Source organism: Halalkalibacter sp. HAAS-P013 (assembly GCF_056619925.1).
Genome location: NZ_JBWQTU010000005.1, coordinates 45,808 through 64,661 on the forward strand (window position 1 = coordinate 45,808; position 18,854 = coordinate 64,661).

Annotated in this window: 20 protein-coding genes; 16 read left to right on the top strand and 4 right to left on the bottom strand. The window is 38.0% G+C overall.

What is annotated here, in order from left to right; all coding sequences use genetic code 11:
- Window positions 1–76: 76 nt before the first annotated feature.
- The 5 genes from thpR (at window position 77) to AC1FXP_RS08575 (ending at window position 3,074) form a co-directional block, all read left to right on the top strand.
- Window positions 77–637, top strand: coding sequence for an RNA 2',3'-cyclic phosphodiesterase (gene thpR, locus AC1FXP_RS08555; protein WP_480060349.1), 561 nt, complete (start codon window positions 77–79; stop codon window positions 635–637).
- Entirely contained in the window at window positions 624–992 is a 369-nt protein-coding gene (locus tag AC1FXP_RS08560) for a CidA/LrgA family protein (protein WP_480060960.1), read from the top strand. The genes thpR and AC1FXP_RS08560 overlap by 14 nt, the downstream gene beginning before the upstream one ends.
- Window positions 989–1,675 carry an LrgB family protein gene (locus AC1FXP_RS08565; protein WP_480060351.1) on the top strand — a complete coding sequence of 229 codons (687 nt, stop codon included), beginning with the start codon at window positions 989–991 and terminating at the stop codon, window positions 1,673–1,675. The genes AC1FXP_RS08560 and AC1FXP_RS08565 overlap by 4 nt, the downstream gene beginning before the upstream one ends.
- Window positions 1,676–1,740: 65 nt before the next feature.
- Window positions 1,741–2,676 carry an NERD domain-containing protein gene (locus AC1FXP_RS08570; protein WP_480060353.1) on the top strand — a complete coding sequence of 312 codons (936 nt, stop codon included), beginning with the start codon at window positions 1,741–1,743 and terminating at the stop codon, window positions 2,674–2,676.
- Between the two features lie 77 nt (window positions 2,677–2,753).
- A complete protein-coding gene (locus AC1FXP_RS08575; protein ID WP_480060355.1) occupies window positions 2,754–3,074 on the top strand; it encodes a type II toxin-antitoxin system HicB family antitoxin in 321 nt (106 codons plus the stop codon).
- A 170-nt stretch (window positions 3,075–3,244) separates the two neighbouring features.
- On the opposite strand, the gene purU is transcribed toward AC1FXP_RS08575, so the two are convergent.
- Window positions 3,245–4,114, bottom strand: coding sequence for a formyltetrahydrofolate deformylase (purU, locus tag AC1FXP_RS08580; RefSeq protein WP_480060357.1), 870 nt, complete (start codon window positions 4,112–4,114; stop codon window positions 3,245–3,247).
- Between the two features lie 181 nt (window positions 4,115–4,295).
- Here purU and pulA point away from each other — a divergent pair, with 181 nt between their 5' ends.
- Together pulA and AC1FXP_RS08590 are read left to right on the top strand one after the other, a co-directional pair.
- On the top strand, window positions 4,296–6,449 hold the full coding sequence (gene pulA, locus AC1FXP_RS08585; RefSeq protein ID WP_480060359.1) for a type I pullulanase: 2,154 nt from the start codon (window positions 4,296–4,298) through the stop codon (window positions 6,447–6,449).
- A gap of 133 nt (window positions 6,450–6,582) precedes the next feature.
- Complete coding sequence (locus AC1FXP_RS08590; RefSeq protein ID WP_480060962.1) at window positions 6,583–7,377, top strand: phosphotransferase family protein; 795 nt, start codon at window positions 6,583–6,585, stop codon at window positions 7,375–7,377.
- 108 nt (window positions 7,378–7,485) lie between these two features.
- Here the strand turns inward: AC1FXP_RS08590 and AC1FXP_RS08595 are convergent, their stop codons facing one another.
- On the bottom strand, window positions 7,486–7,737 hold the full coding sequence (locus tag AC1FXP_RS08595) for a YtzH-like family protein (RefSeq protein WP_480060361.1): 252 nt from the start codon (window positions 7,735–7,737) through the stop codon (window positions 7,486–7,488).
- 172 nt (window positions 7,738–7,909) lie between these two features.
- On the opposite strand from AC1FXP_RS08595, the gene trmB reads away from it, so the two are divergent.
- Window positions 7,910–8,551 carry a tRNA (guanosine(46)-N7)-methyltransferase TrmB gene (gene trmB, locus AC1FXP_RS08600; protein ID WP_480060363.1) on the top strand — a complete coding sequence of 214 codons (642 nt, stop codon included), beginning with the start codon at window positions 7,910–7,912 and terminating at the stop codon, window positions 8,549–8,551.
- A 127-nt stretch (window positions 8,552–8,678) separates the two neighbouring features.
- Entirely contained in the window at window positions 8,679–9,521 is an 843-nt protein-coding gene (locus AC1FXP_RS08605; protein ID WP_480060365.1) for a YtnP family quorum-quenching lactonase, read from the top strand.
- A gap of 66 nt (window positions 9,522–9,587) precedes the next feature.
- Here AC1FXP_RS08605 and AC1FXP_RS08610 read toward each other — a convergent pair whose 3' ends face one another.
- Entirely contained in the window at window positions 9,588–9,893 is a 306-nt protein-coding gene (locus AC1FXP_RS08610; protein ID WP_480060367.1) for a PepSY domain-containing protein, read from the bottom strand.
- A gap of 178 nt (window positions 9,894–10,071) precedes the next feature.
- On the opposite strand from AC1FXP_RS08610, the gene AC1FXP_RS08615 reads away from it, so the two are divergent.
- Together AC1FXP_RS08615 and AC1FXP_RS08620 are read left to right on the top strand one after the other, a co-directional pair.
- On the top strand, window positions 10,072–11,145 hold the full coding sequence (locus tag AC1FXP_RS08615; protein WP_480060369.1) for a M42 family metallopeptidase: 1,074 nt from the start codon (window positions 10,072–10,074) through the stop codon (window positions 11,143–11,145).
- A gap of 113 nt (window positions 11,146–11,258) precedes the next feature.
- Window positions 11,259–11,780, top strand: coding sequence for a DUF84 family protein (locus AC1FXP_RS08620; protein ID WP_480060371.1), 522 nt, complete (start codon window positions 11,259–11,261; stop codon window positions 11,778–11,780).
- 458 nt (window positions 11,781–12,238) lie between these two features.
- Here AC1FXP_RS08620 and AC1FXP_RS08625 read toward each other — a convergent pair whose 3' ends face one another.
- On the bottom strand, window positions 12,239–12,679 hold the full coding sequence (locus tag AC1FXP_RS08625; protein WP_480060373.1) for a YtoQ family protein: 441 nt from the start codon (window positions 12,677–12,679) through the stop codon (window positions 12,239–12,241).
- A 132-nt stretch (window positions 12,680–12,811) separates the two neighbouring features.
- Between AC1FXP_RS08625 and AC1FXP_RS08630 the strand changes: the two genes are divergently transcribed.
- The 5 genes from AC1FXP_RS08630 to AC1FXP_RS08650 all read left to right on the top strand — a co-directional run bounded on the left by AC1FXP_RS08630 (window position 12,812) and on the right by AC1FXP_RS08650 (window position 18,801).
- Entirely contained in the window at window positions 12,812–13,321 is a 510-nt protein-coding gene (locus AC1FXP_RS08630) for a hypothetical protein (RefSeq protein ID WP_480060375.1), read from the top strand.
- Between the two features lie 33 nt (window positions 13,322–13,354).
- Window positions 13,355–14,386, top strand: coding sequence for a PTS sugar transporter subunit IIC (locus tag AC1FXP_RS08635; RefSeq protein ID WP_480060377.1), 1,032 nt, complete (start codon window positions 13,355–13,357; stop codon window positions 14,384–14,386).
- A 21-nt stretch (window positions 14,387–14,407) separates the two neighbouring features.
- On the top strand, window positions 14,408–14,731 hold the full coding sequence (locus AC1FXP_RS08640) for a thioredoxin family protein (protein ID WP_250096734.1): 324 nt from the start codon (window positions 14,408–14,410) through the stop codon (window positions 14,729–14,731).
- 222 nt (window positions 14,732–14,953) lie between these two features.
- Window positions 14,954–15,748: a DUF1444 domain-containing protein gene (locus tag AC1FXP_RS08645; RefSeq protein WP_480060380.1), complete on the top strand. Its 795-nt coding sequence runs from the start codon at window positions 14,954–14,956 to the stop codon at window positions 15,746–15,748.
- A gap of 350 nt (window positions 15,749–16,098) precedes the next feature.
- Window positions 16,099–18,801 carry a DNA translocase FtsK gene (locus tag AC1FXP_RS08650; protein WP_480060382.1) on the top strand — a complete coding sequence of 901 codons (2,703 nt, stop codon included), beginning with the start codon at window positions 16,099–16,101 and terminating at the stop codon, window positions 18,799–18,801.
- Window positions 18,802–18,854: the final 53 nt, after the last annotated feature.

The window sequence follows — 18,854 nt, forward strand, 5'->3', positions numbered from 1 at the left end:
ATAAAGTGGTTGTTATTAAGTGGATAAAATCAATTCCTTAAATCGAAATGTTTTTTGAGAAAGGGAGTATTTACATATGCAAACCCATTACTTTTTAGCTGTTCCTCTGCCATTAACATTGAAGAAAAAAATTGTAGAGTCTATCTCTCGAAAAGACCTACCTTTTAAACGCTGGGTTCATGAACAAGATCTACATTTGACACTCGTTTTTTTAGGTTCATGTACACAAGAACAATTTCAACAAATCCAGAAAAGGTGTCAATCCTTGGTAACCAATTGGGAAGCATTTACATTGGAACTCTCTACATATGGAACTTTTGGGTCAAAGAAAAAGCCGAGAATCTTTTGGATCGGTGTGAAAGATGAAGCAAAATTGTATCAATTGCAAAGAGAAGTGTCCAGGCTTTGCGAAGAAAGCGGCTTTGCACTTGATAAGAAGTCATTCTCTCCTCACATCACTTTAGCAAGACTATGGGCGTTAGATAATGACTATGAGCCTGCTGAAGGAAATCAAATGCAGGGAGTGCGATGGAGTGTAAATGAAATTATTTTATACAAAAGTGTTCTAACGGAAACACCTAAATATAATACGGTGCACAGGTTTCAGTTCAGCGGAGGGTATGATGCCCTTGATTAGAATTATGGTTCATATAGCTATTTTGACATGTTTTTATTTAATTGGTGCAAGTATACAACGACAGTTTGAATTAGCGATTCCAGGCAGCATCATTGGTATGCTGCTTTTGTTTCTTGTCCTTATTACAAAAATCTTGCCTGTACGTTATATCGAAGAAGGTTCTTCTTTTATTTTACGTCACATGCCACTTTTATTTTTACCAGTAACAGTTGGGATTTTGCAATTTCTTGATGTCTTTGCGGGAAAAGGATTTCTATTAATCTTAATTACACTAATTAGTACGATGATGGTAATGGTTATTTCCGGATTAATTGGACAGAATCTAGTAAAGAAAAAGGAGATTACGAAAAAATGAGAATCATGATGGCTCTTGCTTTTTTACTTTTAACGATTGGTGTCTATGCAGGTTTTAAAAAGCTTTATAAGCGTTATCCCTTTCCGTATATGCTGCCATTGCTTACTTCGACGATTGCTATGATCATCATACTACTTGTATTTCAAATTCCTTATGAAACATATGCACTTGGTGGGAAATGGCTGGAAATGCTCCTAGGTCCAGCGGTAGTTGCTCTAGCTTACCCTTTATATCGTCAATTGCCAATGTTGAAAAAGAATTTCATTCCAATTATGACTAGTGTTAGCATTGGGGCAATCATTGGGATTGCAAGTGGACTTCTGCTTTCAAAATGGATGGGATTAGAACAAGAACTAATTTATTCGCTGGTCCCTAAATCAGTAACGACTCCAGTAGCGATGGATATTGCTACAACAATTGGAGGGATTCCTCCTCTTTCGGCGGTGTTGGTTACGGTTGCGGGAATTGGAGGAGTTGTTACTGCTCCTTATTTATTTAAATGGTGTAAAATTGTGCATGAGATTGGCAAGGGAATTGGCACGGGCAGCGCTGCTCATGCGATAGGTACTGCTAAAGCGCTGGAGAATAGTGAGAAGGAAGGTGCATCTAGTTCGGTTGCAATGACTTTAAGTGCAATCATTGTTTCATTTATCGCTCCATTTTTTGTCTTTCTTTTTTACTAATGGACATGATAGGATTTGAAGAGTTGAAACTTGAAGTACATTAGGATAAGGCTGGAGGTACGAGCGTGGCCCATTTAGTCAAACTTGAAGATTATATCTCTCGTTATCAATTTGATTTGAACCGTTATCCAAGTCAATTTACTCGAATGAAAAAAGAACGCTGGTTTTATGTGAAATCAGAATGGGAAAAAATACAGTGTGATTCGACTTCCGCTGAAGAAATATTGGAGGAGGAGAAAGGGCGTTTCTTTAAAATACTACAAAAGGTGAAGAACTGGTCTAGATACACAAAAAAGAAACAATACGAAGATATAGATGAAAGTGATAGCCATTTAACCCAAAAGACGTTTGAGCAACTGAAAGAGGAGTTCTTACATGACTTGTATCTTTCGCAATTGCAGTGGGCAAGTTCATCTTTATTAGAAGAATCAAGGCTCCATCCGAAATATAAAAAAGATGACTGGCTGCAATTTTTCACTCAGCAACTTCCAGATAATTATTTTCTTATGTATAGGCCTGTTTTCTCTGTGAAACAAGCTCCGATAGAATTAGAAATTTTACTATTTAGTCCAACGGAAATTTATTGCATCTCTATCTTAGAAGGAGAAGCGCATAGTGTGTTTGAAGCTAGTTCTGATCGTTTCTGGATTGAATATGTGAATGAATGTCGTATGAAAAGATTAAGCCCTCTTGTTTCGCTATATCGCATGACAGGAGTTATCAAGCCGATTCTTGAGGAGTCTGGATATTCTTTTCCTATTAGAAACGTTGTTATTTGTAAAAACAGTATAATAGATAATAAGGTGCAAGGAGCGAAAGTCGAGTTTGTTGATCGAAGAACATTCACTATTTGGCATGAGAAGTTGAAGAAGCATCCTTCTCCGATTAAAAGTCAGCAAATGAAAGTTACATCTTTGCTTCTATCACATTGTCATACAAGTGCATATAAACGAGAGTTTAATCAAGAGGAAGGTCAACATACCGATAGTGATTTGAATTAGATTTAAATAGCGCGTATAATTACGAGTGCGTTTTGGTTAAAAAAAGATAGGGGGAACAAGTAGGAAGGAGAGGTAGGTTGATTGAGATAGAAAAACCATATGGGATTGAATGTAAACCAGAAGACTTCAACTGGAGAGTAAGGAAAGTTTACAATTGGCTAGGTGGAATGGAAGTGATGATTGAATTAGATCAACTTGATGGTTGTGTTAGTTTTGGTGAGACGGTAAAGGAAGCAAAAAAAGGCCTGCAAGAATCACTTTATTTATGGATTCGTATGTATGGAGAGCAACAACTTCCTGATATTCGGAACGAAGCGCAACTGATCTTCCTAGACCCACCAATGGAAGTAGAAGAATTTGAATACATAAACACTGAATTACTAACGTTTAAAAATTAATTAGCTTGAAAAAAGTAAGGATAGCACGTGTGAAAGGATGGTACCGAATAAGGAAAAGCCTCATTCAGTACTATTTTTATTCACAATAGGATTCGTTATTTTGAAGTGAAAAGAGAGGCAGTGTCAAAAGGTCAAGGAACGGACCTTTTGACACTGCCTCCTCAATTTTGTTAAAAAACGACTGTTTTATTTCCATGAACAATAATTTGGTCATTAATATGCCAAGTTACCGCTTTAGCAAGCGCAATCCGTTCTACGTTTCGACCTGCAACACGTAACTGTTCCGTCGTGTAACGATGGTTTACCCGTAGCACATCTTGCTCAATAATTGGTCCCTCATCTAGATCATCAGTAACATAGTGGGCCGTGGCGCCGATTAATTTTACCCCTCTTTCAAATGCTTTTGCATAAGGGTTGGCACCGATAAAAGCTGGCAAGAATGAATGATGAATATTGATGATTCGTTTAGGGAAAGTTCCGACAAAGTCAGATGAAAGTATCTGCATATATCTAGCTAAAACGATAAAATCAATGTTATGTTCGTGAAGCTTTTGTATCGCATCTTGTTCGGCTTGCTGCTTTGTTGCTTTCGTAACAGGGATATGGAAAAAAGGTATCCCGTATGATTCAACTTGTTCTTTTAAATCCGGATGATTACTTATAACAAGAGGGATGTCAACATCAATCTCTCCTGCTCTCCATCTCCATAGTAACTCAAGGAGACAATGATCTTCTTTTGAAACAAAGATTGCCATTTTTTTCTTGCGAGATGCCAGTTCCATACGCCAGTCCATTTCAAAAGAGTGGCCAATCGCCGTAAAGGCAGTACGGATAATCTTAATATCAAAGTCCGGGTCTAACATTTCAAATTCAATCCGCATAAAAAACATTCCACCAGAAGGATCTGTGGAGTATTGATCGGATTGGACGATGTTCGCTTTATATTGGTGTAAAAATGTTGAAACAGCAGAAACAATTCCAGGTTGGTCATGACAAGAAATTAATAATCGGACACTAGTGTTGTTAGTATTGTAGTTCATTTCGATCCTCCAAATTCAATCAATGCCTTCTCAAAATAAAAAGAAATAAGTAATAGAGTAAATGAATCGTTTTAGCTCATTCCTCATAATGTTATACAATAGTACTACAAATACATTAAAAGAAACAGTACGATACGTTCTTACGATATTCTTTAGACTTTAGAAAAGGGGGCTTTCATCATTGAAGCAAAAGAAGGAGTCATTTGTCAATCATCCGATAAAATTTGCAACGCTAGTCACCATTGACAAAATCCGCGTTAATATGGAAAGTTCCGTTGAGCATATTGAAGAAAATTGGTTTATTAGTAATGATTCTGGAAAATGGCCTCTTTTGTTAAAGGAAGTAAATGGTCAAGAGGTAGAACTTCAATTAACCGAGCCTTTTTGCTTTGAAAAAGATAACTATGTTGAATATGGTGAGCGAATCAGCTATGTCCAAATTACAGATGTGGTGAGGACAGAAGCATTTGATGAATTGTTTTATTATGCTGGAGATGATCTTGGCATCACTTATACAAAAGAATGGACAAAGATTGCAGTTTGGGCCCCTATTGCAACAAAAGTGAATCTCGTTCTTTACCAAAATTGGCATGATGAAGAAGGGGAGAGGAAAGCTTGTTATCGTGATGACAAAGGTGTATGGAGAATAGACCTCAAAGGCGATAGGGAAGGGATATGGTATTTACTTGAAGTATGTGTGAACCAATCTTGGCGTAAGGTTGTTGACCCTTATGCTAAATTCTTATCAGCGAATGGTCAAAAAGCAATGATAGGGGATCTAACCAAAACGAATCCGCCGAATTGGCCAAAGTTAGAGCCTATGCAAGCAAAAAATGATGTAATCATCTATGAGTTACATATAAGAGACTTTACAATTGGAAGATTGAACGGCATTAAGAAAAAAGGGCAGTATTTAGGAATGACTGAAACAAAAACTTTTGATAAAGAGAACCTAGTTACTGGGATTGATTACTTAGAAAGGTTAGGGATCACTCATGTTGAGTTGCTGCCGGTCCAAGAATTTGGAAGCATTGATGAGAGTGATAGGCAAAATCCTACCCATTACAATTGGGGCTACGATACAACCCATTTCTTTGTTCCGGAAGGGAGCTATGCAACCGATCCGTATAATGGCTATTCAAGAATTAGAGAACTAAAGTCACTCATAGCTAGTTTGCACGAAAAACAGCTTAGAGTAATAATGGATGTTGTCTTCAATCATGTATATATTTGGGAAGAGTCTCCTCTAGAGAATATTGTACCGGGGTATTTCTTTCGTTATACAGAAGAAAATGAAATGAGCAATGGAACAGGAGTAGGGAATGACTTTGCATCAGAGCGGAAAATGGCTCGAAAAATCATCGTAGATTCCATCTCATATTGGTTAAAAGAATTTAAGGTTGATGGATTTCGTTTTGATCTTATGGGGATTTTAGATGTTGAAACAATGAAGCAAGTAACAGAGGAAACTAGTAAGAGTAGCAAAGATATATTCGTACTTGGGGAAGGCTGGGATCTTCCAACGGCCTATCCAACTGAAATACGTGCTGTCACAGATCAAGCACGAGAATTAAAAGAAATTGGGTTTTTTCAAGATAAGTTTCGAGATGGGATAAAAGGTAGTACATTTGAATCGATACAGCCAGGTTTTATTAGTGGCAATCATTTTTCGATTGATGAAATACTGAGCGGTGTGAAAGGAAGCATTGAATTGTTTTCAAATCCAAGGCAGGCGATTAATTATGTAGAAGCTCATGATAATCATACTCTTTGGGATAAGTTAAAAAGAATTCATCCGTATGAAGAAGGAACTTTTCTAGAAAAGCGACACAGACTAGCAACTTCAATCATATTGCTCTCTCAAGGCATCCCTTTTTTACATGCTGGTCAAGAGTGGTTTCGTACCAAACATGGCATTGAAAATAGCTACAACCAACCAGATTGGGTAAATCAATTCGACTGGGGCCAACGAGCACATTTTGAAAAAACGGTCAATTATATTCGTGGGCTAATTAAAATCAGACGTTTCCACCCAGCATTTCGAATGGAAACGTACAAGTTAATTAAAGAACATTTTCATTTGCTTCTTGTAGAATCAGATTGTATTGCCTATCATTTAAGAAATCTTGGTGAACTGGATCGTTGGGATGATATTATCGTTATCCATAACGCTAGTCTTCATTCTAAACCGCTTTTGCTCCCAAAAGAGAACGATTGGTACGTAGTCATTGACGATCAGGCCGCATCTCTGATACCATTAAGCAAAATAGGAGAAGACTGTGTAAACGTTTCTCCATTATCGACTTTAGTTTGTGTGAATTATAAGACAAAATAGAGGCAAGGATTGTAATATAGTAAAAATTAACCGGCTGTCTCACTTTTGTATATATTTTTAAAAATGAAATAGGTAAAAGTCATCAAATACGATATAATACAAATATAAAGTAAGTTATGGATAGTTTATGAAATTGAGGGTGAATTGGGTGGAACAATTTTTAGGAGATGGCTGGAAAGTTCATCCAGCTGGTGGTGCAACAGGAGAAGCATATATAGCCCAGCAAGGTGAACAGACAGTTTTCTTAAAACGAAACTCGTCGCCTTTTCTTGCTGTCCTTTCAGCCGAAGGAATTGTTCCAAAGTTACTCTGGACCAGGCGCTTAGAGAACGGCGATGTTGTTACAGCCCAAAAGTGGGTGCAAGGTCGTGAGTTAAAGGCATATGAAATGAAAGAGAGCCGTGTTGCAACATTACTTGCAAAAATCCATGGTTCAAGTGAACTCCTGGATATGTTTAAACGGATTGGCAATGAACCACTGACACCATATGTCATTGTAGAGAATTTGCGTCGAAAGTTACAAGCCTTTCAAATAGAGGATGAAACGATCGAGCATGGAATGGCTTATCTATTGGATAAGCTGGAATCTGTGCTTCATGAACATTTTGTTGTTTGTCATTGTGATATTAACCATAATAATTGGATGCTCGATGAAGAAGAGCACCTTTACTTAATTGATTGGGATGGGGCAACTGTCTCGGATCCAGCTCTTGATCTTGGACTCCTGTTGTACTCTTATATTCCTCGGAATGAATGGGAGTACTGGTTACATCAATATGGTGTTGAGCTTGAAGATTCTTTGCGGAATCGGATGCATTGGTATGTCGTTTCTCAATCGATCTCTGTTTTACTATGGCATTTTGGCCGTGGTCAGTTTGAACAGGCAGAACAATTAAAAGATTATATAAAAAGCCTACTTGAAGATTAGAAGAGACTCACCGTTTCTAAGATGGTGAGTCTTTTGGTTTGTGTAGTATTAAAGATCTTCTCGGTTCATGTAGATATTTCCTGAGGAATAAATATAGATGCTGTCGAATTATTCAATTGTAAGAGCGTTTAACCATTGTTCGACATCATTTTGTTGAAACGGCTCATGGTTTAGCTGATGTTTTTCCTGAATTAAAGTTAAGGTTTGTGAAACGACAGGTTGTAAAGTGGGATCATCATTAAGAGAAGATAACAGTCGTTCAATTTGTTCAGCTTCATCTGTCGTCATGTAGTTCTCAGCAGCTTGATTTTCTAATAAGTCTTTAAGTAACCGTAATTTATCTTGATTTGTAATAGGCATGATCGTACACTCCTTTTATGTATTTCCTTACGCATTATTTTGTACTATGTAAGTAAAAGCTATTCGAAACTACATTATACTTGGCTAAATAATTATGAGGCGGACAAGTTTCATGTATTTAGAACATTCCGTTCATAATCAATTGTTAAATAAATAACTAGAGGTGATTTATTTGCGTTTACGTAATATACCAGGGGCAAAGGATGAGTTAAAACAATATCCGAATATTGTTGTCCAAGATCCAAGTCAACATAAGGGAAGTTGGAATGAGGTTTTTAATAACGATAATCCAATTCATGTTGAAGTAGGGACAGGAAAAGGACAATTTTTGGTTGGAATGAGTGAACTTCATCCAAATATTAATTTTATTGGAATTGAAAAATATGACAGTGTATTGGTCAGAGCTCTAGAGCAAGTAAAAGATCTAGATCAACCAAATCTTAAGTTTTTAAATGAAGATGTATCAGATATTCTTAACTTCTTTAATAAGGGAGAAGTTGAACGTCTTTTTATCAATTTTACAGACCCTTGGCCAAAAAATCGTCATGAAAAGCGTCGTCTTACTTATAAGGGTTTTCTAGAAATGTATGAGCAAATTTTAGTTGATGGTGGCGAGGTCCATTTTAAAACAGATAACCAAAGTCTATTTGAATACTCTTTGGAAAGCTTTTCTGGATTTGGAATGACGTTGCACAATGTAAGCTTAGATTTGCACCGCAGCGGAATAAAAGGGAATGTTATGACAGAATATGAACGTAAATTCTCAAGAAAGGGAATGAGAATTTATCGTTGTGAGTCAAAATTTAGATCATAAAGGACTAGCACAAAGGGGAGGATTCGAATAGGGGATTCTTTCCTTTTTTAGATGGAAGACAGGCTTTCATGATGCAAGAATAGAATAGGTTATGAAAACTTTAAATTATAGTGGGAGGCTGATCAAAATGGAACGAATTGAACGAAATGGGTTGTCCATCACTTGGCTAAATGGAGGCGCTACTCATATGGATGGAGGAGCTATGTTTGGTGTTGTACCGAAACCTTTATGGAGTAAAAGATATCCACATAATGAAAAAAATCAAATTGAACTACGCACAGATCCTTTTCTAATTGAAAAAGATGGCTACCGGATTTTAGTTGAAAGTGGAATTGGAAAAGGACGCTTAACGGATAAACAAAAAAGAAATTTTGGTGTGACTGAAGAGTCATCAGTTGAAAAAGATTTAGAAGCTTTATATCTCAATCGAAAAGATATTGATTTTGTCTTAATGACACATATGCATTTTGATCACGCCACAGGACTTGTCATGGATGTGGACGGCGAAGAGGTACCTGCCTTTGGTAACGCTATCATCATTACTTCTGAAGCGGAATGGAATGAGATGAAACATCCGAATATTAGGTCTATCAATACATACTGGGAAAAGAATTGGAAGGCGATTGAATCCAAGGTGCAAACATTTCAAGATGAAATTGAAATCATACCAGGTATCCGGCTTATTCATACTGGTGGACACAGTGATGGGCATAGCATTCTCGTTATTGAGCATGAAGGAGATACATTTCTTCATTTAGCCGATATTATGCCAACTGAAGCACACTCAAATGTATTGTGGGTTCTCGCATATGACGATTACCCGATAACGTCCATACGGGAAAAAGAGAGGTGGCAAAAGTTTGCAAAAGAAAAAGAAGCCTATTTTTTGTTTTATCATGATTACAAGTATCGAGCAATAAAATGGAATAAGAATGGAGAGATCGTGGATTCAATTGTTAGGAAATCTTAAAAAAAGTAGTCTTTTACAATATATTTAAAGGTGACTCGCTCTGTCTAGAGGAGAGTCACCTAAGCCTTAGGATGATTGTAGCTCAAGCAATGTGCCCGATTTTGTATCGACCAAAAATTCAAATTGAGCCGTTCCTTGTTCATTAGTAGTTGAAAGACCACCTCGATAAACGGAATAGGAGATGTTATTTCGTTCAACGTTTTCTGGGATCATATGAATCCATGAACCAGAGATTGCATACGTTTTTGATACAGCCTTTTTTACTTCTTTTAATGCTTTTTCCGGAGATATTTTATCACTTTTTAGCGTTGGACCAAGTAGATATCCTGCAGCTAAACCAATTCCTAATCCTGCAATGAAGCGTTTCACCATCACTTCTCATCCTTTCATATCTAGATTACTCTCACTGTGTAGTATATCCAAAATAGAATAACGGTTTCAATCTATATATGTTCTCTTCAGAATAAAGGTTACGGTGGAAATCAAAAAGTGTTTCAGATAAGATAAAGATGATACATACTTATTCGGGAATCGAAGGGAGTTTCATGACATGAATCAAGATACAATACAATTGTTCAAAACGTTAACAGAACTTCAAGGTGCCCCAGGATTTGAGCATGATATACGTAAATTTGTTCGCTCTGAAATGGAAAAATATACGGATGAAATTATTCAAGACAGATTAGGCAGTATTTTCGGTGTGAAGCGTGGGTTAGAGAATGGACCAAAGGTGATGGTAGCTGGTCATATGGATGAAGTTGGTTTTATGGTTACATCGATTAGCAAGAATGGTTTGATTCGCTTCCAAACATTAGGAGGATGGTGGAGTCAGGTCCTGCTTGCACAGCGTGTGCAAATTATGACAGATAATGGCCCGGTTATTGGTGTTATTGGATCGACACCACCTCATTTATTAGAAGAGGCTCAGCGCAAGAAACCAATGGATATTAAGCAAATGTATATTGATATTGGTGCTGACGATAAAGAAGATGCGACCAATATTGGAGTGAAACCAGGGCAACAAATTGTTCCGGTTTGTCCATTTACACCGATGGCTAACAACAAAAAAATCTTAGCTAAGGCTTGGGATAATCGTTATGGTGTTGGGCTTTCTGTTGAATTATTAAAAGAATTACAACATGAAGAAACACCAAACATTTTGTACTCAGGTGCAACCGTGCAGGAAGAGGTTGGACTTAGAGGAGCTCAAACGGCTGCTAATATGATTCAACCTGATATTTTCTTCGCGTTAGATGCAAGTCCGGCAAATGATGCGACAGGAGGAAAAGATGCGTTTGGTCAGCTTGGAAAAGGAGCTTTGCTTCGGATCTATGATCGCTCCATGATTACACACCGTGGAATGCGTGACTTTGTGCTAGATACAGCTGAATCAAATGAAATTCCTTATCAATATTTTATTTCTCAAGGTGGTACCGATGCAGGCCGGGTTCATATGTCTAGCGACGGGGTCCCATCTGCAGTCGTTGGTATTTGTTCTCGTTACATTCATACAGCAGCTTCGATCGTTCACATTGATGATTATGCAGCAGCAAAGGAATTGATTGTCAAATTAGTGAAAGCAACTGATAATAGTACGGTTAAGTCTATTAATGAAGGGGTATAAAAGGAAAAAATAAGGGTAAGAAGAAGTCCAAAGACTAAAATGAGGTTGGCAGCTTGGGATTAATCCTTGTAGGTCAACCTTGTTTTTTGTTGTTGAAAAGAAAGGAGTAAACAATGATTGTTGCCATAGGAACAAAAAACCCGGCAAAAGTACATGCCGTTCAAGATTCGCTAATACGAGAGGGTCATACGTTTATCAGTGTTAAAGCAAAATCAGGAGTAAGTGCACAGCCATTTTCAGATAACGAAACGTTAGAGGGAGCCCGAAATCGAGCGAAAAATGCACTTGCCATGACTGATGCTGACTTGGCTTTTGGGTTGGAAGGTGGGGTGCAAGAAACGGAATCGGGATTGTTACTCTGTAACTGGGGAGTTCTATCGCATAAAGAAGGAGCTGAATGGATAGCAAGTGGAGCAAAGTTTCCATTGCCTGATCAAGTTGCAAATAGACTACGGCAAGGAGATGAGCTTGGTACTGTAATGGCTGATGTAACAGGAGATATTCATACTAGAAAAAAAGAAGGAGCAATTGGAATATATACAGGTGGTTGGGTAAGTAGAAAAGAGCTTTTTGCCCACATAGTCAGGCTGCTATACGGACAATATGTTTCTTCATTAGTACAAGCAAAACATTAAGATTAAATAAAAATTGTATCATAGCGTCTATTATTTCCCATTAATTGTAAGGCGACAGGCGCAACTAGCTCCTTCATATTGGTGTGTGTGAATTTGATGTAAGAAGGAGTGGTGACAATGACTGGAGCAACTGTAGCTATTGTACTTTCTTTTTACGGGGGTCCATTTATTTAACAAGTATTGGGATGGCTATTGGAATGTTTAAATTGGCAGAAGGAACGAAAGAAGTGCAATATAAAAGGTAACTGCTACGTTTGGTTCTACTTAGCAGTTACCTCTTTTTACTAGAGAGTATACCAACGCCGGTTCAATCAAAGTGGCTTGAAAGTTTAGTCGAAGAAGTGCAATGGCTCCGCACGTCGCACGCCATTTTCTGAGAAGACCACTCAGAAAATGGCTAAAAAGAAAGCGACGGCTCTGCACATTGCATATAAGCAAAGCCGCATGCGCGGCTTTGCTTATTCAAAAATATATGAAAGTGCTTGAAGAGCTTGCTCGGGTGTCTCGACAACTAATTGAGCTTTGTTAGATAATTCTTTTAATGGATGGTGAAGCTTTTCATCACGAATAAGAATTACAGGTTTATTTAGAGTAATAGCAGTTGCTGCATCCATTGCACTATTCCATTGTTTATACTTTTCTCCAAAGTAGGCAATGACCACATCTGATTTGGAAAGTAGGATTTGTGTTCGTAAATTATTAATACTAGAAGCTGTTTCGTCTCGTAACACCTTATTTAGCTGTTCCCCTAAAATTTCCTCACCAATGTTGTCTGAACGATCATGATCTTCCATAGGGCCGGTAAAGACAAGTGGAAGGTTACGTTCATTAGCTTGCTTACGTAAATACTCACGCCATGAACTATGAATTTCTCCTGCTAGATAAACGGTTAATTTCATGATAATCACTCCTATTATGTAATGAGTCAGTTTTATTATATCAAGGATAGTGGAAAGTTGTCTTGTCAGCTAGTATCTACAGGGGTATTATTAGGTAGAATTGTGTAAGATAAGAAAAAAGGAGTGTAACAATTGATTACGAAATGTTGGAAAGTAGGTTTGTTTCTTACGTTCCTATTACTAGTTGTAGGTTGTCAAGTCACAGAAGAAGAGGCGTTAGAGTTAGGTCATCAAGCCTTTATTCATAACCTAGAAGATGATTCCCTTGAACCAAATACGGAGTTATCAATGTTTCATGTTTATTTGCCTAGAGGATTTGAAGTAATAGAGGATATTGAATACAATGCTCTATTTCAAAGTGGTGAGCAATTATTCGTTTTATTTCATCAACCAACAGAACCTTCAACAAGTAGCATTCATCTTCAACGTGATTTAGAAGCTGCAGGTAGTGCTTTGCTTTACGAGCTTTTAGAAGCAGAAGATCAGTTGGCCTATTTAATTGTAACTGAAGAAGATGAAGAGCAGTTATTTGTCATTGTAACAGTTGGAGGTGCAAAGTTATCAACGCTGACAACATATAATGATCTTCAGGGCAGCATTGAAGCGATGACTGAAATGGTTCAGTCATATCAAGCGAAATAATCAGATTTCTTTGGATGTAGGAGGATGTTATTTGTGACGACATTTTTAAAGAAAAAAGGAATTGACCTTTCGTGGCGAACATATTTCATAACCGCGTTAAGCCATATGGCATTAGGACTATTTGCTTCTCTAATTATTGGACTCATCATCCGAACAGTAGGGGAGCAAGTGGCTCTTCATACAGGAATGTTAACGGTAGGGACGTGGTTACAAGATGTTGGTTCCCTAGCAATGGGACTAATGGGACCAGCAATTGGTGTTGCGGTCGCTTATGGATTAAAGGCACCAAAACTCGTTGCTTTTGCGACGATTGTAAGCGGGGCAGCCGGAGCTCAGTTAGGTGGTCCAGCGGGAGCTTTTGTGGCAGCCGTCATATCGACAGAATTTGGAAAACTCGTTTCAGGAGAAACGAAGCTTGATATCATCTTAACGCCACTTGTTACCATTATTACAGGTTTCCTATCTGCTTCTATCATAGGACCTTGGATTCAAGCAGGCCTGCAGCAATTTGGTTCCCTAATCATGTGGGGGACAGAACAACAGCCTATTTTGATGGGGATAATTGTGGCAACGTTAATGGGACTAGCTTTAACAGCACCCATTTCAAGTGCTGCACTAGCAATCATGTTAGAACTTGAAGGAATTGCCGCAGGTGCAGCAACGGTTGGATGTGCGGCGCAAATGGTAGGTTTTGCTGTTAGTAGTTATCGTGAAAATGGTTGGTCTGGACTTGTTTCGTTAGGAGTAGGAACGTCGATGCTTCAAGTACCGAATGTTGTCAAGAACCCGTATATCCTTATTCCACCAACAGTTGCAGGTGCTCTATTAGCACCTGTTGCGACTGTTGGATTCGGAATGACGAACAATCCAGCAGGAGCAGGAATGGGAACGAGTGGGCTCGTTGGTCCGATTATGACATTTACACATATGGGGTTTTCCATGCATGTATTAATTGGTGTTGTTTTACTGTATTTCATTGGACCTGCTATAATTAGTTTACTCATAGTTGAATGGATGAGAAAAAGAGGTACCATTCGATTAGGAGATATGAAGATAGAACAATAAGTAAGGTGAGAGGTGTTTTAAATGGAAAAACTTCAAAGTGTTGAACAATTTAAAGAAATTTCGAGTAAGGAATCAGCTGTATTTATGTTTTCTGCTGATTGGTGTCCAGATTGTCGCGTAATTGAGCCAGTTTTACCGAGAATAGAAGCTGACTTCCCAAGTTTCTCATTCTACTACGTAGACCGCGATCAATTTATCGACTTATGCGGAGAATTAAATATTTTTGGGATCCCAAGCTTTCTAGCTTTTGTAAATGGGCAAGAAGTAGAACGATTTGTCAGCAAAGATCGCAAATCACAAGAAGAGATTGAAGAATTTCTTACAAAAGCAGAATCACATTTTTAAGAGTTTTTTATGAAAAAGGTCGCTTTTTACCTTCTTCATAAAAACTCGAAGCGATGAGCGGAGCCATCGCAGTATTTCGCACTTTCTTAGAAAAGTGCGATTTTTTTATTTTTGTATCAACTTTGATAATGTATAGGTTTTCAATCCTTTTTTAAATCAATCAATTTGGTTCGTCTTTTCCTTTCTGATAAAATAGGATAGATAGAAGGAGAGGATCGTTTTATGGAAATGAGACAGTTTCGAAAAGAGATTGAGCAGAGGTTAACAAGAGATGGGTGGACCATTATTTATGACCATAAGGAATCGACTTTACGAATAGAAGATGATGAAATAAAAAAAGGAGTGACTCTTTCGTTAAAACCGTTGCTTGCTAAGTGGGAAAGAAAAGAGTTTGGATCAATAGATGAAGTCGTTCGGTATGTAGAGATCGGACTAGAGGCGATGAAACATAAGCCTATGATTACAGGGAATGAAAAACGCATTTTACCTGTCATTCGTTCTACGTCTTTCCCGACGGAGTCAAAAGCAGGAGAAGCGCTGTTGTTTGACGAACATACTGCTGAAACGCGGGTTTATTACGTCATTGATCAAGGAGAGTCATACACCCTTATCCAGGAAAGCATGCTTGAAGGAACGTCCTTTACGAACGAAAAAATTCGTGAAGTAGCGATGTTTAACGTCCGGTCTTTGCCACAGCCTTTAAAAGAAGATACAGTAGCCGGGAATCGTTTCTTTTTCTTACGAGCAAAAGATGGATTTGATGCAAGTCGAATTCTCGATCAATCATTGTTAGAGAAAATGGAAATGAAGGCAACTGGACAATTAGCTGTTGCCGTTCCGCATCAAGATGTACTTATTTTTGCTGATATTGTGAATGAACGAGGGTATGATGTTCTTGCACAACTTGCTCTTCAGTTTTTTGGAGAAGGGAGAGTACCGGTTACGGCACTACCTTTCCTATATGAAGATGGGGAATTAGAACCAACATTTATTTTGGCACAAAGAAAACCAAAGTAGAATTAGGAAGATAAGCCCCGTCACAATAAGCTTAATTATGGTACAATGTTAAAGTTGCAGAGGAACAAAAAAGTCATTGTCAAAACGGAATGTCTTTCTAAAGAAAAGGTATGGATAAATGGTGTACATTCACTGTGAATTACCTATGTGAAAAAGATTTGTTTGCCAGAGACGATTGATATGAGATTGGTGCCATGTTCAAATAACTGTGATGATATAAGGTTGTCTCAAGTCCAATGACTCTGTTCGTATACTAGGAACAGATCACTTCTAACATTGATTAGATTGGTATGAGTCAGCCTTTTTCTATCGTTACCAAAAGAAATGATTGAAGAAAGAGAGTGATCACAATGGGAACATTGCATCGCTGGATGAGGAGACTCCAACAATTTTTAAGCGGAGAGCCTACGGAAGAAAAGGAAATCGAAGCGGGGCAGAATCGAGCGCAGACGACGTATAAGTCGTTTCAAGTAGAAAATAAAAAAAATGAGTCTAAGGTCGTTTATCAATATCCGAAAAAAGGGAATTTTCGCTTTCCTTTAATTGATGATCAACCACAACTAAAAGAGAGCACACCAAAGAAAAGGAAGCAAAAGTTTGAAAAAAGATCAAAAAATTCCACAGTGTACAAGGAAAAACGTGTGGAAAAGGTTGATCCAACATGGAACTCTAACTCGAAATCAGAGTTTAAGCTATCGGAGATTCCATCTCCAGTATATGGATTTAAAGCAAGAGAATCGGCAAAAAGTAAATTGGGTGATACCTTATCCGTTCTCCCATTCGAGAATAAAAGCAATAAGGAAACCAAACCTCATATAGGCGAACAATCAGAAAAGAAATTAGAGAAAAACGTCACAGAGAATTTACAAAATGAGATTAAGCCAATACTCGAACAAAAGAATCCTTTAGAAGAAATTCAAATTTCAAGTGAAGAAGTGATTCAAAAAGGCAAAGGTTCAACAAGTGAGCTTGAAATGGGCTCAAATGAAATGAAAGGAAAGCCCTATGGCGTACCAACCATTCTAGAAGAAGCGTTAGCACGAGCAACATCTCAGCAAGAAGAAGAAAGAATAGCACAGGAGAAAACTACAACTTTTGATACAGTTGTAGAAGAATTAGCGGGGAAAACAGAGGAAATAAGCGAAGCTGGTGTCGAAGAAACTGTAGAGGAAGTAAGAGAAGGAATTGAGGAAATTAATGAAAAAAATGAAGCGGAAATAGAACTAGAAGAAGGTATAGAAGTAGCACAACCAGTAGAAGAAGTAGAATTAACAGAAGTAGAACAATCAGTAGAACTAATAGAAGTAGAAGAATCAGTAGAACTAACAGAAGTAGAACAAGAAGAAAGAAAAGTTGAAGAAGAGAAATACATAGAGCCCGCTGCTTCGGAGTTGGAAGGGAATCAAGAGAGCTTTCTAAAAACAGATGAGAAATCTCCAAATCATAAAACAGGAGAAGTTGAAAGTTCTTCTGTTGAATCTATGAAACTAAAAAAGGAAAAACAGGATCACAAGACTTCTGAAGAGAGCAAACCTAAAAAAGCGGCAATTCCTTTTAATGTGATGATGCTGCCACAGGATCGAAAAAGGAAACAGACTCAAGTATCTACGCCTCCGCCTGAAAAAAGCCCAATCGATTACTCTTATCCTAGTATTCGACTACTTAATTACCCTGAATTACAGGAACAGGATGAGTCTGAATGGCTTAAGGAACAAGGTGCGATTTTAGAAGAAGCGTTGCAAAGTTTTCATGTTGATGCAAAAGTTGTTCACGTAACGAAAGGTCCTTCTGTTACAAGGTTTGAGGTTCAACCTGGGCGGGGTGTGAAAGTAACAAAGATAACGGGGTTAACCGATGATATGAAGCTGGCTTTAGCTGCCAAAGATATTCGAATTGAAGCGCCAATTCCAGGTAAAAACACGATCGGCATAGAAGTTCCTAATCGCACGTCTACCCCAGTTTTTTTACGTGAAATTCTACGTAGGAAAAACTTTATACGTTCTGAGTCACCATTAACGGTTGCACTAGGACTGGATATCTCCGGACAACCTATCGTCACGGATTTAAAGAAAATGCCTCATGGACTTGTAGCAGGTGCTACTGGTTCGGGGAAAAGTGTTTGTATTAATTCCGTTCTTATTAGCTTGTTATTTAAAGCGACTCCAGATGAAGTGAAGTTAATGTTAATTGACCCTAAAATGGTTGAATTAGCTCCATATAATGGACTTCCACATCTAGTTACTCCGGTTATTACAGATGCAAAACAAGCAACTGCTGCACTGAAGTGGGTTGTTCTGGAGATGGAACGTAGATATGAATTGTTTAGTCAACAAGGAGTACGTGATGTAGGCAGATATAATGAGATCTATTCTGAATCTCCTGATAAGCCTGCTCTTCCATTTATTTTAGTAGTCATCGACGAATTAGCTGATTTAATGATGGTTTCCCCACAAGAGGTGGAAGATTCAGTTTGTCGGATTGCGCAAAAAGCAAGAGCATGTGGAATTCACTTATTGCTTGCAACTCAGAGGCCATCAGTCGATGTCATTACTGGGTTGATTAAGGCGAATATCCCAACAAGAATTGCCTTCTCGGTATCCTCTCAAACCGATTCAAGAACGATTTTGGATATGGGAGGAGCTGAGAGATTGCTAGGTAAAGGGGATATGCTCTTTCATGAAAATGGCTCGCCGAAACCTGTTCGTGTTCAAGGAACTTTCGTATCTGATGAAGAGATTGAAGATGTTGTTGCGCACGTGAAGAAGCAAAGAGAGCCTGAGTACTTATTGCAAACGGAGCAATTAAAGCATGTTGCCCATGAAGCCGTTGATGATGAGCATTTTGAAGAAGCTTGTTATTTTGTTATTGACCAGGGATCAGCCTCAGCATCAAGTTTACAAAGACGATTCCGTGTTGGTTATAACCGAGCAGCTAGACTTATTGATATGATGGAGGAAAGAGGAATTGTATCTGAAGCGAAGGGGAGTAAGCCAAGACATGTACTTGTTGATGAAATCGAACTTGAGGAAGTTCTCTATCAAAAAGAGAGGTAACGTAGTTCTACTATATTTTACCTTGTCTTAATGGAAAAGGTTATATATGATAG

Excerpts from the sequence above, each read along its gene's own strand:
- thpR (WP_480060349.1), top strand. The coding sequence starts at position 77 with ATGCAAACCCATTACTTTTTAGCTGTTCCTCTGCCATTAACATTGAAG.
- AC1FXP_RS08560 (WP_480060960.1), top strand. The coding sequence starts at position 624 with ATGCCCTTGATTAGAATTATGGTTCATATAGCTATTTTGACATGTTTT.
- AC1FXP_RS08565 (WP_480060351.1), top strand. The coding sequence starts at position 989 with ATGAGAATCATGATGGCTCTTGCTTTTTTACTTTTAACGATTGGTGTC.
- purU (WP_480060357.1), bottom strand. The coding sequence starts at position 4,114 with ATGAACTACAATACTAACAACACTAGTGTCCGATTATTAATTTCTTGT.
- AC1FXP_RS08595 (WP_480060361.1), bottom strand. The coding sequence starts at position 7,737 with ATGCCTATTACAAATCAAGATAAATTACGGTTACTTAAAGACTTATTA.
- AC1FXP_RS08605 (WP_480060365.1), top strand. The coding sequence starts at position 8,679 with ATGGAACGAATTGAACGAAATGGGTTGTCCATCACTTGGCTAAATGGA.
- AC1FXP_RS08610 (WP_480060367.1), bottom strand. The coding sequence starts at position 9,893 with ATGGTGAAACGCTTCATTGCAGGATTAGGAATTGGTTTAGCTGCAGGA.
- AC1FXP_RS08615 (WP_480060369.1), top strand. The coding sequence starts at position 10,072 with ATGAATCAAGATACAATACAATTGTTCAAAACGTTAACAGAACTTCAA.
- AC1FXP_RS08620 (WP_480060371.1), top strand. The coding sequence starts at position 11,259 with ATGATTGTTGCCATAGGAACAAAAAACCCGGCAAAAGTACATGCCGTT.
- AC1FXP_RS08625 (WP_480060373.1), bottom strand. The coding sequence starts at position 12,679 with ATGAAATTAACCGTTTATCTAGCAGGAGAAATTCATAGTTCATGGCGT.
- AC1FXP_RS08640 (WP_250096734.1), top strand. The coding sequence starts at position 14,408 with ATGGAAAAACTTCAAAGTGTTGAACAATTTAAAGAAATTTCGAGTAAG.
- AC1FXP_RS08645 (WP_480060380.1), top strand. The coding sequence starts at position 14,954 with ATGGAAATGAGACAGTTTCGAAAAGAGATTGAGCAGAGGTTAACAAGA.
- AC1FXP_RS08650 (WP_480060382.1), top strand. The coding sequence starts at position 16,099 with ATGGGAACATTGCATCGCTGGATGAGGAGACTCCAACAATTTTTAAGC.